The sequence below is a fragment of the Pseudomonas sp. 8Z genome, from assembly GCF_902506535.1.
Lineage (GTDB): Bacteria > Pseudomonadota > Gammaproteobacteria > Pseudomonadales > Pseudomonadaceae > Aquipseudomonas.
Map to the genome: position 1 here is coordinate 1 of NZ_LR733824.1, position 16935 is coordinate 16935.

Annotated in this window: 14 protein-coding genes and 2 pseudogenes; 9 read left to right on the top strand and 7 right to left on the bottom strand. The window is 60.4% G+C overall.

What is annotated here, in order from left to right; genetic code table 11:
• From AERO9A_RS00005 to AERO9A_RS00030, 6 genes and pseudogenes are all read left to right on the top strand, one after another.
• Positions 1-329: pseudogene (locus AERO9A_RS00005) on the top strand (DUF2345 domain-containing protein); the annotation flags it as partial.
• Positions 322-1197: a DUF4123 domain-containing protein gene (locus tag AERO9A_RS00010; RefSeq protein WP_159969880.1), complete on the top strand. Its 876-nt coding sequence runs from the start codon at positions 322-324 to the stop codon at positions 1195-1197. The pseudogene AERO9A_RS00005 and the gene AERO9A_RS00010, both read left to right, overlap by 8 nt.
• Entirely contained in the window at positions 1194-4790 is a 3597-nt protein-coding gene (locus tag AERO9A_RS00015; protein ID WP_159969881.1) for a toxin VasX, read from the top strand. Before AERO9A_RS00010 ends, AERO9A_RS00015 begins: the two co-directional genes overlap by 4 nt.
• A 319-nt stretch (positions 4791-5109) precedes the next feature.
• Positions 5110-5937 (top strand): hypothetical protein, encoded by an 828-nt coding sequence (locus tag AERO9A_RS00020; RefSeq protein WP_256665809.1) that lies wholly within the window; start codon positions 5110-5112, stop codon positions 5935-5937.
• Positions 5921-7084, top strand: a complete 1164-nt coding sequence (locus tag AERO9A_RS00025; protein WP_256665810.1) for a hypothetical protein — start codon at positions 5921-5923, stop codon at positions 7082-7084. Before AERO9A_RS00020 ends, AERO9A_RS00025 begins: the two co-directional genes overlap by 17 nt.
• 301 nt (positions 7085-7385) lie before the next feature.
• A complete protein-coding gene (locus AERO9A_RS00030) occupies positions 7386-7913 on the top strand; it encodes a hypothetical protein (protein ID WP_159969882.1) in 528 nt (175 codons plus the stop codon).
• A 166-nt stretch (positions 7914-8079) separates the two neighbouring features.
• On the opposite strand, the gene AERO9A_RS00035 is transcribed toward AERO9A_RS00030, so the two are convergent.
• Positions 8080-8820 (bottom strand): sulfite exporter TauE/SafE family protein, encoded by a 741-nt coding sequence (locus AERO9A_RS00035; protein WP_159969883.1) that lies wholly within the window; start codon positions 8818-8820, stop codon positions 8080-8082.
• A gap of 140 nt (positions 8821-8960) precedes the next feature.
• Between AERO9A_RS00035 and AERO9A_RS22600 the strand changes: the two are divergent.
• A pseudogene (locus AERO9A_RS22600) lies at positions 8961-9053 on the top strand (transcriptional regulator); the annotation flags it as partial.
• Between the two features lie 213 nt (positions 9054-9266).
• On the opposite strand, the gene AERO9A_RS00040 reads toward AERO9A_RS22600, so the two are convergent.
• From AERO9A_RS00040 to oscA, 5 genes are all read right to left on the bottom strand, one after another.
• A complete protein-coding gene (locus AERO9A_RS00040; RefSeq protein WP_159969884.1) occupies positions 9267-10259 on the bottom strand; it encodes a sulfate/molybdate ABC transporter ATP-binding protein in 993 nt (330 codons plus the stop codon).
• A 47-nt stretch (positions 10260-10306) separates the two neighbouring features.
• The gene (gene cysW, locus AERO9A_RS00045; RefSeq protein ID WP_159969885.1) at positions 10307-11173 is read right to left on the bottom strand and encodes a sulfate ABC transporter permease subunit CysW; all 867 of its coding nucleotides are present in this window, start codon (positions 11171-11173) and stop codon (positions 10307-10309) included.
• Between the two features lie 10 nt (positions 11174-11183).
• Positions 11184-11996 (bottom strand): sulfate ABC transporter permease subunit CysT, encoded by an 813-nt coding sequence (cysT, locus tag AERO9A_RS00050; protein WP_159969886.1) that lies wholly within the window; start codon positions 11994-11996, stop codon positions 11184-11186.
• A gap of 73 nt (positions 11997-12069) precedes the next feature.
• Entirely contained in the window at positions 12070-13071 is a 1002-nt protein-coding gene (locus AERO9A_RS00055; RefSeq protein ID WP_159969887.1) for a sulfate ABC transporter substrate-binding protein, read from the bottom strand.
• Between the two features lie 86 nt (positions 13072-13157).
• Positions 13158-13340, bottom strand: a complete 183-nt coding sequence (gene oscA / locus AERO9A_RS00060; RefSeq protein WP_159969888.1) for a sulfur starvation response protein OscA — start codon at positions 13338-13340, stop codon at positions 13158-13160.
• Positions 13341-13571: 231 nt separating this feature from the next.
• On the opposite strand from oscA, the gene AERO9A_RS00065 reads away from it, so the two are divergent.
• Together AERO9A_RS00065 and AERO9A_RS00070 are read left to right on the top strand one after the other, a co-directional pair.
• A complete protein-coding gene (locus AERO9A_RS00065; protein ID WP_159969889.1) occupies positions 13572-14153 on the top strand; it encodes an alpha/beta hydrolase in 582 nt (193 codons plus the stop codon).
• Positions 14154-14247: 94 nt separating this feature from the next.
• Positions 14248-15066, top strand: a complete 819-nt coding sequence (locus AERO9A_RS00070) for a sigma 54-interacting transcriptional regulator (protein ID WP_159969890.1) — start codon at positions 14248-14250, stop codon at positions 15064-15066.
• Positions 15067-15128: 62 nt separating this feature from the next.
• On the opposite strand, the gene AERO9A_RS00075 is transcribed toward AERO9A_RS00070, so the two are convergent.
• The gene (locus tag AERO9A_RS00075) at positions 15129-16691 is read right to left on the bottom strand and encodes a mannan-binding protein (protein ID WP_218580119.1); all 1563 of its coding nucleotides are present in this window, start codon (positions 16689-16691) and stop codon (positions 15129-15131) included.
• Positions 16692-16935: the final 244 nt, after the last annotated feature.

Consider the following 16935-nt stretch of genomic DNA (forward strand, 5'->3'; position numbering starts at 1 on the left):
TCATCAAGGCTGGCCAGGAAATCCACCTCTCCAGCGGCCTGAAAGTGGTGCTCGAAGCCGGCAGCGAACTGACCCTCAAAGGCGGCGGCAGCTTCATCAAACTCGACGGCGGCGGCGCAACGCTGGTGGGGCCGGTGATCAAGGTCAACTCCGGTGGTGCAGCGGGCAATGGCTCGGGGGCGGCGCCCATCCTGCCGGGTGCAGCCAAGCCGGCGGATGCGGATAAGGCGGGTGAGTTGCTCGTGCCAGCGCAGAAGCAGGCGTTGTTGCAGAAAAAACCACTCTGCGCCATCTGCGAGGCAGCCAAGGCGAGGGCCGGAAATGTCTGAGAATATGAACGCCTTGCCCCATGACCTGCCTTGGCATAGCAACTGCTACTTGTTGCTCGATGGCGTAAGCGTGGAGAACCTTCCGCAAAAGCTCTATCAGTGGTCGGAACAACCGAATTTCGAGCCGCTGTATCTCGGAACGGACTTGAGCGAACTCAACGAGCTCTCTCCCTGCCTGATCGCCATTGACAGCCCAGGCGATCCCGTCCTGCAAGCCTTCCTTGCCAACGCAACCGAGGAATGGGGTTACCTGATATTCACCAGCGCCGCGCTCGATGAAGTTACCCAGCATTTGCGCTGGCTTGTAAAAGTGCAAACCACAGCGCAACAGGCTTTCATCCTGCGCCAGGCGGATCCAGCCGTAGCTCACGCGCTATTCAGTATTGGCAACCCCTTATTTTTCGGCCCGATCGAGCACCTCTGCATACCCGATGGCGTAGAAGCGAACTGGCATGTGCACCATGCCCCGAATACAAAGCCCGCCAAGGATCATAGTCACCCTTACCGCTTGAGTGACACGGAGGTGGCAGCGCTCGAAGAAGTCAGCTTCCGCCAAACGATCCTGGCCTTGGATGAACACCTCCGGACGTTCTTTCCCCAATACCAGGCGGCACTCCATGGCATCGAGCGTCATCGACACCTACGCGCACTGGCCAATAAGGCTTACCAGCTCAACCTGTGTGCCGAGCGAGAAATTTTCCTGTTCGCCAATATTTTCGGTTTTCTTGGCGAAGCCGCACTGGAACAGCATTCGGACATCGCTCAACTGCTCAAAGCCTCTTCGCCACGCCTTCCGCTAGAACGAGTCGAGCAAGCTGCATACCTGGCAGAGCAGCGCGCCACGCAGAGACAAGGAATGACCTCATGACAGCGCAGACACCTCCTCGCAATAACGCCAACCTGGCAGCCAAGGCGGCCTCCTGTAGCGACAGCCGTTCGGCCACCAGCACATGCCCATTGATGAAGGCAGAAGTGCAACTGCTGCCACTGCGCTACGGGCTGACCGAATGGGTCGATCCATCCTCTGAGCTGCCAGTGCCTTTCACGCTGAAAACCCGGCCTCTGGGCATTCGCCTTGTACGCGATGGTTTTCTCTACATCATCGACAGCGGCACGGGTTATCTCCACGAGTACCAGATCGAAAAAGGCGCCATTACCAAACTGCTGTGGAAGGATGCCGAAGTTCGTGCCGATACGCGTACCAACGCCATTGGCGAGCCGCATTTGATCTTCCCAAGATCCAGTACACTGCATGTGGCTTACTCAGAACTGCAATGGACAGCACGCAAATGCACGCAGGTGCTGGCCAGCCAGGAGGATCGCGACTATTTCATGCAGCGGGTGGATCTGAAACAGGCCGATCCCAAACGGGGCGGCACCCACCTCCTGACGCGTGAGCAGACGGAAAAATGGCTGGCTGAAGTCGTCCAGAACAAGGTTCATCGTGATGAGCAGGGTCAGCAAACCTACCCCGATCACCAGAACCGTCCCGCCCTGGTAGAACCGCACCCGGAGGAACTTCAGGACTATGTCTGGGAAGACCCTGCACAGTTCCGTGACACCCATATCGGTGAGTTGACGGCCAAGATTCTGCCAGCATACGAGCATGACGCACTCTTTCTGGTGCTGCGCGACGATATTGGCGTCATGCGCGACCTGGCACAATTTCAGGACAAGGTGGTCGGCTGGATCGGCGAATGGCGTGAGGGTGGCACGCAACCAGGCGCCAACGAACGTGACTACATGATCGCCTGCTATATCGAATCGCGGACGCAAATCAGCCCTGACGAATTGTCCATGCTGGACGACGCTGATGCTCAGGCGATGCTGGATGACCTGCAGCAACTACCGGAGCCTGATCAAGGCAATACTCGCCAAGCAGTTCTCGACTACCTCAACAGCGATAGCGACAGCGGCCGCCACCCGAGCCCGAGCGATCCGAACCTGCCTCCAGACTTGAAAGCCGAACTGGATGAGATTCGTTCCAGAGCGACCAGAATCAATGCCTACGGAATCGTGGACGAGCTAAACACGGCGATCGAGCGTTACTACGCCAACCAGGTCTTGGCAGGCGCCAACAGCGGCTTCGTCAGAAAACATTACGACACCCTGAAGCGGCTCAAGAAAGAGCACAATCGCCAGATCAGAGATGCACTCAATGGCGCGAAACTGGGCCAGCGTGGCATCAATGACCTGATCGACCGCCCCGCCATGGAGGCCTTTCTGACCACCAATCGGGCCAAGCTGCAACGCTGGGACGCGCTGCTGGAGCGGATCAGTGCCGACCGCACGAACATGACCACCGAACTGCGCTTTCATCGCGCGGCCTGGTATTACGATGCCCAGCAGGCCGAGCAGGTTGGCCTCGCATTCGCAACCCAATATGCCTGCCTGAAGGATATCGGCCGCTGTGATGCCGCCAATGAAAAACTCCATGCCTGGTTGGAAGAAAAGCCTCAGTACGACCGCCCGCTGTTCCACACCTTACCGCTGAATACCCAAAGCGAACTGGCAGCGCAGTATGCGCTGTTGGGCTTGTCCACCTATGGCGCCGCTGTCGCCATCGACCACTGGCTGGCCAAGCTGAACGAAATCGAGCAAGGCAAGATCCCGGCACTCGACGAGCTGCCTGAAACGACCCGAGCCCTGGGGCATAGCGCTCTGTCCACGCTCGACCCCGCCTTGAGCTTTGGCATCAGCAAAGCCATGCAGACCTTCTTCGAGGAAGTGGGGCAACAGAAGGTACCGGATCTCGACGAGTTGTTTCGCCGTTTGCCAAAAGCCCTGCCTAAGCGACTGCTCGACGCGGCGAAACGTGAAGGCCTGACCTTCGCCGTCGCCAGCGAGGCGGAAAAGGCCGCGTTGATAGAAGACCTGAAAGAAGTGCTGGACAATCGCGCGGAGCTCAAGCACCTCAAGAAGCAGCGGGGAGTGGTCATCAGCAATGCCGACAATGGCCATAAAGCACCGCGCGCACGCGCGTTGCAGCTCGAGATCGACAGGGTTCGCACCCAGCTCGATATTCTCGAGCCCCGTCTGGCGGCAGCCATAAGCCCTATCGCCGAGCTACCACAGAACAGCATGCGTGTGGCGGGCGCAGCCCCTGGGCGCGCCGGCATCACCCTGATCCTGCCCCCAGCCGAGCTGCAGGAAGTCGCGACAGGGCTGCGCAATATTCGCAATGGCTACGGCACTGCCGGCACCCTCGGCAAGCTGGGTGACGGCGTGGGGCTGGCGGTATTTGTGGCGCAGTTGGTGAATTTGGTGCAGGTAACGAGGGGGACTCTGAGCCAGCCAGCCGATAAAAAAGACCTCATGCCGTTCATTGGCGCCGTTATGACTACCGGCGCTGCTGGATTTGCTGCCGCTCAATCCATTGCCAATACGGCACTTGAGGCCAGAACGGTACAGCTAGCCAAAGGGTTACAGGATCACGCGTTAACGGCCACTCGCGTACAGATGGGGAAACTGCACGTCAACCTTGGTCTTTTTGCATACGGTGCCGGAGCAATTGCATCTTTAATTAGTAGCAAAACACACTACAGCGAATGGTCGGGAGCCGTGCAAAGCGGCAATGCCCAGGCGATGTACGGGGCTGCTACCGCTTTGGCAGGCTCAAGCGGAATGCTAGGAGCCAATGCTTATGGGGTCGCTCATACAGCCCATGCTTATTGGCAAGTACGCGTGGTCAAAACGCTCGCCACTCGACAAGCCGCCTGGGCACTGGCCGGCCCGCGTCTGGCAAGCGTTTTCTTCCGTTTCAATATCGCTGGCGCCCTGTTTACCGCTCTGGAGCTGGGGGGCACCTGGTGGTACAACCGCAACAATACCGACGCCCATGACGACTGGCTGCTCAGCACGCCCTGGAGCCAGGATGCGCAAAAGCGCAAGGACTATACGCTGGAGACCTACCAGCAGGCATTGCTCGGGGTGATTCAACGGCCCTCGGTAATCGTTACCCATGGCAGCCACGATAGCTGGTGGCGCGACTTGCTGCTGCCACCCAAACGTATCGATATCGGCCTGGCGTTCCCAGGCCTGAGCCAGGCAGAACTGGAACAGCCCCTTGCCGGGCAACCCGCCGCACGCCTGAGCCTCAGCGCCTATCGCATCCGCACCGTGCGTTATGAAAAAGGGGAGTCCATGGTCAGCTGGCACCCGCTCCATGAGCTGGGGCTGGAACTGGCCGCCAGCTCCCCATTGGCACTCCGGGTCGAACGTCCACAGCCCATGGACGCAGCCATTGGCGGGTACACCCAGGAAGAACTGCTGCTGGAGCTAAGGGTCGAACGCCGCAACGAGCGCGGCCAGTATCGTGAAGAGCGCCATACCATTCGCCTTGCGCCCAATAAGCCGGGCGAATATCCCGCCAGCCAGGCAACCATTCAAGGTCAGCCCGCAGCCAGGCTGCAGATCGACCCTTTGCTATTACTGGATGCCCAAGATGCCGCAAACCGCTAACACCCAAACCACCACTCCACCCGGCCTGGATAAACCGCACAAGGCCGGGGATAGCCAGGGCTTTCCGGGCGGACGGGTCAGCTACGTAGCCCCGCTGCCACTGCCAACGGGTGAGCCGCCGCATGACTACGCCCACGCCATCGGTGAGGTGAATGACGTCTACCTCAGTTTTGGTACTGGCTTGCCGCCTGTATTTGGTTGGCAGATGACTTTAGCAGGCCCATTTTTCGTGGGCGTTGTCATGCCACTCCTTCTATCTCCTATTCTCGCAGCCATACTAACCCCTTTAGTAGGTGGAACTCTCTTAGATACTTGGCAAATGGCAACAGGAGCACTTGAAGCTGGCCTAGAAATTAGCCTGATAGGTACACCGGCGCTTCTCGCATTAACTCTGGGCGTGTGGCTATATAACTATCGCCAGCACAAAACCGTTATCGCCACCCGCTTCAGCCGCCAACGCCGTGAAGTTTGCTTTGTGCCAGAGGGCCATACCGAGCCCATCTTCGTCCCTTGGGAACAGGTATCTGCCTGGGTAATCGAGGCGCGTGGGGTTACCCAGTACGGTGTTCAAAGTCAGTTCGCCATGGGCGTGGGGTTTCACCATGCCCCAAGCGGGCAGGACTACACCCTGGAATTCGTCACCAGCGGCCTGGGCATGGCCATCGGCAACTGGGAAGCCATTCGCGCCTATATGGATCATGAGATCCATAGCCTCAAGGACATTCAGGATCCCTTCGACCTGCAAGGCCCGGACGACCCACCCCATGAGGGCCTGCACACTTTCTACAACGCCCGTGAGCGCATGCGCCGCCGCTACCGCGAAGGTGAAGTTGGCAAGTGGTATGTGCTTGGCTGGTACTTTTTCCACTTTTACACGCTGTGGACGCTGCCCTTCCACCTCACCGAGTGGAACATAAAGCGGGTCAAGCGCATGCACCAACGCAATGTTCCCGAAGCCATGCGCGCCTGGTCAGAGCCCCTACCCCCCGAGCAATGGGCCAAACCCAGCGCCGAACTGCTCAAGCAACGCGAGCTGCTGGCCAACCTGCGCCAACGTCATCCACAGGGCTCGATCTTCGATTTGATGGCCGAGGTGGGGCGTATGGCTGCAACCGATAGGAAACGGGCCAGTGCCGCAAACCGCTGACACCCAAACCACCACCCCACCGGGCCTGGATAAACCACACAAGGCCGGGGATAGCCAGGGCTTCCCTGGTGGGCGGGTTAGCTACCTGGCCCCATTACCACTGCCAACGGGTGAGCCTCCCCATGACTATGCCCATGCCATCGGTGAGGTGAATGACACCTACCTAAGCTTTGGTACTGGCTTGCCACCTGTATTTGGCTGGCAACTAAGGCTAGGCGGCCCATTTTCCGTCGGCATTATCATGCCAGGCATCCTATTTCCTCTTCTGATTGCCCTTCTGACCCCATTGATCGGTGGAACGCTTCTCGACACATGGCAAATGACCGTCGGGATGTTCGAGGAGGGGCTAAAAATAGGCTCAATGGGCACACTAGCAATGCTAGCCCTCGCCCTAACCATCTGGTGGCACAATCACATTCAACACAAAACCGTAATTGCATCGCGCTTCAACCGCCAACGTCGTGAAGTCTGTTTTGTGCCAGAGGGCCATACCGAGCCCATCTTCGTCCCTTGGGAACAGGTTTCCGCCTGGGTAATCGAGGCGCGTGGGGTTACGCAGTACGGTGTTCAAAGTCAGTTCGCCATGGGCGTGGGTTTTCACCATGCCCCAAGCGGGCAGGACTACACCCTGGAGTTCGCCACCAGCGGCCTGGGTATGGCCATCGGCAACTGGGAAGCCATTCGCGCCTATATGGATCACGAGATCCATAGCCTCAAGGACATTCAGGATCCCTTCGACCTGCAAGGCCCGGACGACCCACCCCATGAGGGCTTGCACACTTTCTACAACGCCAGAGAGCGCATGCGCCGCCGCTACCGCGAAGGCGAGGTCGGCAAGTGGTATGTGCTTGGCTGGTATCTCTACCATCTATGCACCTTGTGGACGTTGCCCTTCCACCTCACCGAGTGGGACATAGGCAGGGTCAAGCGCATGCACCAACGCAACGTTCCCGAAGCCATGCGTGCCTGGTCAGAGCCCCTGCCCCCCGAGCAATGGGCCAAACCCAGCGCCGATCTGCTCAGGCAACGCGAGCTGCTGGCCAACCTGCGCCAACGCCATCCACAGGGTTCGATATTCGATTTGATGGCCGAGGTGGGGCGCATGACTGCAACCGATAGGAAACGGGCCAGTGCCGCAAACCGCTGACACCCAAACCACCACCCCACCCGGCCTGGATAAGCCACACAAGGCAGGGGATAGCCAGGGCTTTCCGGGCGGGCGAGTTAATTACCTGGCTTCGCCGTTGCCACACCTTTCGCCAATCAACTGTGGAATCTTCATATAGCTGGTTTCGTAATATTTGGCGGGGCTGATGACTGACGACCAGGTCAAATGACGCGGTCCGCAACGCTCAATCTGCAATAGAGCCTAGATTGTGCGAGAGACCATCGCGAGTCTAGCGTCCAATTCGGGTCTATAGAACGAACATCTATTTCAAGGAATGAATATGAGCCTACGTCTCGATAAACAAATGCTAGAACGTATCTACCGTCATGGTGTATCTGACCATTCCAGTGCCATTCGTTGGAGTTCGACGCTGATGACCTTCGGTTTAACCTTTATGGGATTATTCCAGCTCAATGGCGGGAAGGAGTTGCTGCTCTCATTGGTTGTCAGTGTTTTCGTCGGTGGGCTGATCTACTGGATGAACGGATCGAAAGATCCATTGCGCAGTGGTGATCCATTAATCGAGTTGCGGCGCAATGGCATGTATTTGCGCGTGCTCTGTGACAACCAAGTCATCTGGGAGGAAAAGCTGCTACGCAAGCAAATTGCCTCGGTGGCGTCATACCAGCAGCAAGGTTGGCTGTTTAGCCGCGACCGTGGCCTGGTTATCGAGGATAACGAGGGCAAGCAGTGGCGCCTGGCGCTTAAGCTATCGAAGGCAGAGTTGGACCAATACAGCCAGACACTCCACGCTACTCTGGAAGCATTGGGTTACTCTCTGGGTAAACTGCGCCGTTTCCAGCCTTGAGCTAATACATCGCCCAAATCGCTATATCGCCTCCCATCGGAGGGCTTGTCGCCCTTACGCTTGAGGTACAGCGTATTACCTCGCGCCAGTTTATTCAGCGAAAAGGTGACCGATTTATTTCCCCACATCACAGGTAGCCAACAATCAATCTGTCCGTGGGTGGTTTTTAGTTCAGCCCGCGCAGTGCTAGGTTGGCGCCGAGCAGCAGCAGGCCGATGAAGAACCAGCGTTTGAAGCGCTCTGCGCTGATGCGTTTACGCAGCCACTGGCCGACGGCCATGCCCAGTAGGGCGGGGAGCAGTGTCAGTGCCGAGAGGCCTAGCACTGCTGGTTGTAGCAGTTCGCCGCTGTGGCCGATGGCAACCGCCAGGGCCAAGGTGGAGACACTGAACGACAGTCCCAGGGCCTGTATCAGGTGGTCTTTCTCCAGGCCGATGGCCTGTAAGTAGGGGACAGCCGGTAGGGCGAAGACGCCGGTGACCGCCGTGATCGCTCCGGTGATGGCGCCGATCAGCGGCGCTAACCAGGGTTCTTGCCGCGCGGCGACGCGAAATTGCACCTTGGCCAGGCCAAGTCCGGCATAGACCACTAGCGCAACGCCCAGCCAGCGCGTTGCGCCAGGCAGATCAAGGCGTGGCAGCAAGGCGGCGACCACTAGCGTGCCGAGCAGGATGCCCAGCAGCATCGGCCACAGACGGCGCAGCATCGGCAGTGGGCTGCGGCCGTCGCACAGTTGCCAGATGTTGGTCACCATCGACGGGATGATCAGCAGCGCGGCGGCTTGTAGTGGCGCCATCACCAGGCCGAGCAGGCCGACGGCGATGGTCGGCAGGCCGAGGCCGACCACGCCCTTGATCATGCCGGCGAGCAGGAAGGTGGCGAGAATCAACGGCAGGTGCTCTGTCATCACGTTGTTCCCTGCTGCTGGCCGGACTTGCTCTCGACTTCGACGATCACGGTGAGCATCGGCTTTCTCTCTGGCTCTGGCTGAAGTTGCCTGCCAGTATCCACATTTGTTGCACGCCATGTTTCGTCATGAGGTGAATTATGGAATACGCGCCGGGTTTCAGTTCGATTGCCGCACTGCTCGCTGACGCTGGGCGTGCCGCCATGGTCTGGGCGCGCGCCCGGCCGGCGAGCAGGTGCTGGGTATCGATTTGCAGCAGGTCGGCCGTCAGCGCCGCCAGGCGATCATGGCGATTGCGGCTTTGTAGCTTCGTAGGGTGGGCCGGGCGGCGAGCTTTGTAGGGTGGGCTTTAGCCCACCAATAAAGGTTGAACTCTCGTGTAGTTGGTGGGCTGAAGCCCACCCTACGCCCACCCTACGCTCACTCTACGCCTGCCCTGGGAAGTGCTACGCCTGAGCGCTGACCGGTTTGCCGCCCTTGGGTTTGAAGTACAGCGTGGTGCCGCGCCCCAGGTTGTTCAGGCTGTGGTGATCCTTGGCCACTTCGGCTTCGATCAGTTCGTCCTGGCCTTCGACTTTCAGGGTGATGCGGGTGATGGCGCCGAGCAGGCGGATGTCGCGTACTTCGCCGGCCTTGTGCTCCGGGCTCGGTGCGTTGGACAGATCCACCTCGTGCGGGCGGAACAGCACATGGTGGTCGCCACCGACGTAGAGGCGGTTGGCGTCGCCGAGGAAGTGGTAGACAAAATCGCTGGCCGGGTGCTCGTAGACCTCGGCGGGGGTGCCGATTTGTTCGATTACGCCCTTGTTCATCACCACGATGCGGTCGGCCACTTCCATGGCTTCTTCCTGGTCGTGGGTGACGAATACGCTGGTCAGGTGCACTTCCTCGTGCAGGCGCGCCAGCCAGCGGCGCAGCTCCTTGCGCACCTTGGCATCCAGTGCGCCGAAGGGTTCGTCGAGCAGCAGCACTTTCGGTTCCACCGCCAGGGCGCGGGCCAGGGCGATACGCTGGCGTTGGCCGCCGGAGAGCTGCTCCGGGTAGCGGTCGCCGAGCCAATCGAGCTGCACCAGGTTGAGCAACTCGTGCACCTTCTCGGCGATCTGCGCTTCACTCGGGCGCTCGCGCTTGGGCTTCATGCGTAGGCCGAAGGCGACGTTGTCGAACACCGTCATGTGGCGGAACAGCGCGTAGTGCTGGAACACGAAGCCGACGTTGCGATCACGCACGTCGTGCTCGGAAACATCCTCGCCGTGAAAGCCGATATGGCCGCTGTCCGGGCTTTCCAGGCCGGCGATGATGCGCAGCAGAGTGGTCTTGCCGCAGCCGGACGGGCCGAGCAGGGCGACCAGTTCGCCGCTCTGGATGCTCAGGTTGATCTCGTTCAGCGCCTTGAACTGGCCGAACTGCTTGTTGACGCCTGTGACTTCGATACTCATGACTAATACTCCGTGGGCCGGGCCGCTGTCTGGCGGCGCAACGGCGCTCAGTCTTCTCGGTTGGCGTGTAGCTGACGGCTCAGGCGTGCTTCGCTCCATTGGCGCAGCAGCAGTACGACCAGGGCCATGGCGAGCAGCAGGATCGCGACGCTGAAGGCGGCGACGATGTTGTATTCGTTGTAGAGAATCTCGATATGCAGCGGCAGGGTGTTGGTGTAGCCACGGATATGCCCGGATACCACCGACACCGCGCCAAACTCGCCCATCGCGCGGGCGGTACACAGCACCACGCCGTAGATCAACGCCCATTTCACGTTGGGCAGCGTGACATGCCAGAACATCTGCCAGCCGTTGGCGCCGAGCAGGCGCGCGGCCTCTTCTTCGGTGGTGCCTTGTTGCTCCATCAGCGGGATCAGTTCGCGCGCGACGAAGGGGAAGGTGACGAAGGTGGTGGCCAGCACGATGCCGGGCACGGCGTAGACGATCTGCAGGTTGTGCGTGTCGAGGTACGGCGCGAGCACGCTCTGCGAACCGAACAGCAGCACGTAGATCAGGCCGGCGACCACGGGCGAAACCGAGAACGGCATGTCGATCAGCGTCACCAGAATGCTTTTGCCGGGAAACTCGAACTTGGTCACCGCCCAGGCAGCGGCCAGGCCGAAGACCAGATTCAGCGGCACGGCGATGGCCGTGGCCAGCAGGGTGAGCTTCAGCGCCGAGATGGCGTCCGGCTCACGGATCGCCCCCCAGAAAAACGCCAGGCCACGGCTCAGGCCCTGAGTCACCACCATGTACAGCGGCAGCAGCAGGATCGCCGCAAAGACCGCCCAGGCAATGCCGATCAGGATGATGGCGCCGACCGACCGTTTGGCCGGGCGCGCAGGCGCGTTGCGGCCAAGGGATGCAAGGCTCATGTCGTGCTCCTTAGATAGTGGGCTGGATGCGGCGTTGCAGCAGATTGATCAACAGCAGCAGCAAGAACGACACCGCCAGCATGATCACGCCGATGGCGGTGGCGCCGGGGTAGTCGTACTGATCCAGCTTGGAGACGATCAACAGCGGCAGGATCTCGGTTTTCAGCGGAATGTTGCCGGCGATGAACACCACCGAGCCGTATTCACCGACACCACGGGCAAACGCCAGGGCGAAGCCGGTACTCCAGGCGGGCAGCAGGCTCGGCAGCAGTACGTGACGGAACACCTGCAAGGGCTTGGCGCCGAGGCAGGCGGCGGCTTCCTCGACTTCCTTGGGGATGTCGGCCAGCACCGGTTGCAGCGTGCGAACCACGAACGGCAGGGTGACGAACACCAGCGCCAGGGTGATGCCCAGCGGGGTGTAGGCGATCTTGAACGGGAACAGCGAGCCGATCAGGCCGTTAGGCGCGTACAGCGCGGTCAGGGCGATGCCGGCCACGGCGGTGGGCAGGGCGAAGGGCATGTCGACCATGGCATCGATGATGCGCCGACCGGGGAAGGTGTAGCGCACCAACACCCAGGCGATGATGGTGCCGAGAATGCCGTTGAGCAGCGCCGCCAGCAGGGCGGTGCCGAACGACAGCTTGAGCGAGAACAGCACCTGGCGGCTGCTCAGCAGATCCCACCATTGCTCGGCGCTCAGTTGCAGCGAGTAGGCGAACATGGCGCCCAGTGGGATCAGCACGATCAGCGCCAGGTAGATCAGGGTGTAGCCCAGGGTCAGCCCGAAGCCGGGTATGACCGGGGAAGTTCGACGAGACATGGAGACTTCTTCCGTTGCTAACGATCAGGTGCGAAGCCCGGACTTTCCCGGGTTTCGCTGCGCTCTACCCAGGCTACTGGTTGATCTTGCTGAAGATCTGGTCGAACACGCCGCCATCGGCGAAGAACTTGGGCTGCGCCTGCTTCCAGCCGCCGAACTCCTTGTCGATGGTCACCAGTTTCAAATCCTGAAACTGATCCTTGAACTCGGCGGCGACCTTCTCGTTACGCGGGCGGTAGAAGTGCTTCGCGGCGATGCGCTGACCTTCCTCGCTGTACAGGTGCTGTAAGTAGGCCTCGGCCACTTCACGGGTGCCCTTGCGGTCGACGTTGGCATCGACCACCGCCACCGGCGGCTCGGCGAGGATCGACAGCGACGGGGTGACGATCTCCAATTGGTCGCCACCTTCTTCGGCCAGCGACAGATAGGCTTCGTTCTCCCAGGCCAGCAGCACGTCGCCCAGGCCGCGCTGGACGAAGCTGATGGTCGAGCCGCGCGCGCCGGTATCGAGCACCGGGGCATGGCGGTACAGCTCGGTGACGAACTCCAGGGCCTTGTCTTCGCTGCCGTATTGCTGCCGCGCATAGGCCCAGGCAGCAAGGAAGTTCCAGCGTGCGCCGCCGGAGGTTTTCGGGTTCGGGGTGATGATTTGCACGCCATCTTTGACCAGATCGCCCCAATCCTTGATGCCTTTCGGGTTGCCCTTGCGTACCAAGAACACGATGGTCGAGGTGTACGGCGTGCTGTTGTCCGGCAGGCGCGTCTGCCAGTTCGGGTCGATCAATTGCTGGTTGAGGTTCAGCGCGTCGATATCACCGGACAGCGCCAGGGTCACCACGTCGGCGCGCAGGCCGTCGATCACCGCACGGGCCTGTTTGCCCGAGCCGCCGTGGGATTGCTGGATGGTCAGTGCCGGCTGGCCCTTGGCTTGCCAGAACTTGTTGAAGGCAGCGTTGTACTCGACGTACAGCTCGCGGGTTGGGTCGTAGGAGACGTTGAGCAGGGTTTCGGCGGCGACTGGCCCGGCGAGCAGGGTGCTGGCCAGCGCGGCCAGGGCAAAACGGCGAATGGACATGGTGCAGCTCCTAAAGGCGCAATGTTTGTGTTGGCGTGTGTTCTAGCCCTCTGGTTGTCCAGTCGGGCTGCATCATGAGGGGGCGGTTAGCTGGTTTTGTGGTTGGGTTGCTGCAGGCGAATCTTTTCCTTGCGCTCGATCTGCACCACCTGGCCGTTGTGCACGGTGATTTCCACCGAGCCGAATTTCAGGCCCTGCAGGGCGGTCTGGATCTCGCGCAGGATGACGGCTTCATCCTGGCCTTCCAGGGTTCTCAGAGTGGCGCTCATATCCAGGCTCCTTGTGGTTGAGGCCGCGTTGCGGGCAAGGCGGCGACGCTGGTGTGGAGCGGAGAATAGGCAGAAGCTGATATTCTTAAAAAGAATCTTTAAGAACATTTATATTCGTTTATAGAATATGCGTGCCTTTTTTTGTGGAATAAGTAAATAAGTTCTTATTCTTTTTGTATTGATTCTCTGGCGCCTAGACTGCCGCCATACGACGTTCAGGAGGCGCCGGTCATGCGCAGCGAAGCAATCCGTTATCTGATCCTGCCGGGTTGGCAGGGCTCACCCGAGGAGCACTGGCAAAGCCACTGGCAACGCAGCCTGCCGAACAGCGTGCGGGTCGAACAAGGTGACTGGAACACCCCTCGACGCCAGGATTGGGTCGCCGCGCTGAACGCTGCCGTGGCTGCCGATCCGCGCCCGGCCATTCTTATTGCCCATAGCCTGGGCTGCATCACTGTCGCGCACTGGGCGCAGCGGGCGCCGGTCGAGCTGCTGCGCCGCGTGCAGGGGGCCTTGTTGGTGGCGCCGGCCGATGTCGAGCGAGCCGGTTGCCCCGCGCCGTTGCAGAACTTCGCGCCGATTGCCACGGGCTTGTTGCCCTTCCCCAGTCAATTGGTCGGCTCCGACGACGATGCTGCCGCCAGTGCCGCGCGGGCTATCGAGCTGGCGCGCCAGTGGGGCAGTGATGCCGTGATCCTCAAGGGCGCCGGTCATATCAATGTCAAATCCGGGCATCACTATTGGGAGCAGGGTTTCGCTTATCTCTATCGTCTGCAGCAGCGCATCGAGCGGCAGCACAGGCGGTGGGCATGAATGCTTGGAGCGGGAATGGGTTAGGCAACCACCCGCTTCCTTTTTATTGCGGCCTGCGCCTCTGCTGGAGTGGGCGGTTATGGAGCGTGATGCCATGAGCGTCGCGTCGGGCCTGCCTTTGACCTTTGCCGACTCCGATAAAAGCCCGCTGAGCATTCGCGCCAAGGCGCTGGTGTTCGTTGATGCGCGTTCGCAGCGCTTGCGTGCACAGGCCGAGGCGTTGGCGGCGAGTAGCCAGCCGCTGCTGATTGTCGGCGCCACGGGGACCGGCAAGGAGCTGTTGGCGCGTTATATCCATCGTCAGAGCGAGCGCTCAGGGTTGTTCGTGGCGGTGAGCTGCGCGGCGCTCAGCCCGCAATGGGGCGAGGCTGAATTGTTCGGGCATGTTGGCGGCGCGCATGTCGGTGCGGCCAGCAGTCGTGCCGGCTGGTTCGGCTCGGCCAATGGCGGCACGCTTTATCTCGATGAAGTCGCCGACTTGCCGCGCGCGCTGCAGGGCAAGTTGCTGGCCGCGTTGGAAACGCGTGAGGTGTATCGCGTCGGTGCGCGCCAGGCATTGCCGGTGGATGTGCGCCTGGTTGCGGCGAGCAGCATCGACCTGGCCCGCGCAGTGGCCGCCGGTACTTTTGATGAGCGTTTGTACGCCTATCTGTGTGACGGCCTGCTGGCGTTCCCGGCGTTGTGCGAGCGGGCCGGGGATATCCTGCCGTTGGCCGAATACTTTTTGGGGATTCACGCCCAGCGTTTGGGTTTGAGCATCGCCGGTATCAGCGCGCAGGCTCAGGCGTTGCTGAAGGCGCATGGCTGGCCCGGCAATACGCGTGAGCTGGAGAACGTCATGCATTTCGCCCTGCTGCTGGCGGGGAACGAGGAGATTCGTCCCGAGCATCTGCAGTTGCCCGGCCAGGGATGAGCGAATGTGCCGCGAGGCGGTGTGATGGCCGCAGCCGCATAAGCGGCCACGGCCAGTATGCGCTACTGCGTGTTGACCTCGCAGCCACAGACGGAGCCCGCGCTGCTGTTGATGTTGGTCCACTGACCATTCCATTTCAGGTAGCTGGCGCTGTTTTTACAAACGCCTGGTGTGCCTTTCTTCTGCGGCGTATCCGGTATGCCGCCACAGATGGCCGGTGCCTTGCTGTTGTCGGCAATCAGTTGGCCAGCGCTGACATCGACGCTCAGGCCCTTGCCGATGACGATGTCCTGGAAGATATGGCTGAGCGCCTGGCTGGTGATGTTGTTGCTGGTTTGGGTGCTGGTACCCGCGTAGTTGTGGCAGCCGAAGCAGTTGCTGATGAACTTCTTGCTGTCGATGTCCACGTTCTGGAAGTCGGTTTCCGCCACGGTGTTGGCCAGGCGCAGCGAGCCGCGCTCGTTGGGCACTCCCACGCCGCCCGAGCTCTGGCCGATATCGCTGACCCACAGGGCGCCGACCGTGAAGTAGTTATTCAGCACTTGCATGGAGGCGTCGCCTTTACTTGTCACGGCCATCTGCATGTCGGCATTTTGCTGCTGAATGTCGGAGATATTCTCGCTGGCATTTTTATCCGTGCTAGCCGTGCCATAGGGGTGAACCTGGCAGATGTTGGTTGCAGCGCCGCTTGGGCTCGATGTGTTTTTCGGCGGTTTGTTGAACTGGCAGGCCGCATTCTCGCCTGCCGTGCCGGGTAAGCCTGCGGTGCATGCGGGGTTGGCAAAGGTCCAGGTCGTCTTGCTCTGGTCGACGCTGGCATTGCAGTCAGGGCTGTTGCGGTTGTGCTCATAGGTTACCCAGACAAACTCCGGGTGATCTTGGGTGGCGATGGCCATGTGCATGCCGACCAGGCCCAGGGTCACCGGCTTGTCGTTCAAGGTGGTTTCTTGCATGACGAAGTCGTTGGCTTTCACTTCGGCTTCAGACAGCGGCTTCCAGGCGAACTTCAGCTCGTAAGTGCCTGCCGGGAAGTTCTTGATGCCTTGCTTTTGCTGTTCGACGGCACTGCCGGTCAGGTCGCATAGCGATTTGTTGAAGCGCACTTGGTAATAGATGACGTTGCCGTCCTGGGCATAGATCGAGGCATGGCTGCCCGCCTGGCCGGTCGACATGGACGACCCCGGCGCACTCTTGTCGACGCTGGCGCGCAGGGTCAGGCCGGTCACTTTGTCGTCGCAGGAGTTACCGGGCTTGTCGCCCTCGAACTCCAGTACGTGGAACTGGCTCTGCTGCTGGAAGTTACGCCCCGAGCCGTCTTTGGCGGGGGACATTAGGTACAGAAAAGCCTGCGTGGAAAACTGGTAGAAGTCGCAGAAGTTGGAGCTGCCATCGGCGCCGCTTTTCTTCACTTCGGTCGGTAAGGACGGGTTGGTGATCCATGTGGGATCAACCGGGCAGCTCGCTACCTGGACGGCGTAGGGCTTGGTTTCAGTCGTCGTTGCCTCGCTGGCCTGGCTCTGAGCGCTGAGAAGGGTGGCCATGCACAGCAGCATGCTGCTGGCGAGCGTCTTGGCCGGGTTCGGTTTGAATGAGTGGCGCCCTGCAGTGTTGTGGTGTTGAGTCATGATGGAGTCCTTCCATTGAGTTATGGGGTGCGTCGTCAGGCTGGCCAGCCCGTCTATGGCCCATCACACCTCCCAACCGTGTTGACGAGAGATAAGGTTAGTTGCCAGGTGCAGGCTTGCCAGAAAGTTTGGGCAATAAGCCAGCATGTGCCGATGTGAGGCGGCACATGGATGGGAAGTGGCGTTATAGGTCACTCAAACCAGGTGATTTCTGTGATCGTGCAGTGACAGCGGCGGGCTCGTG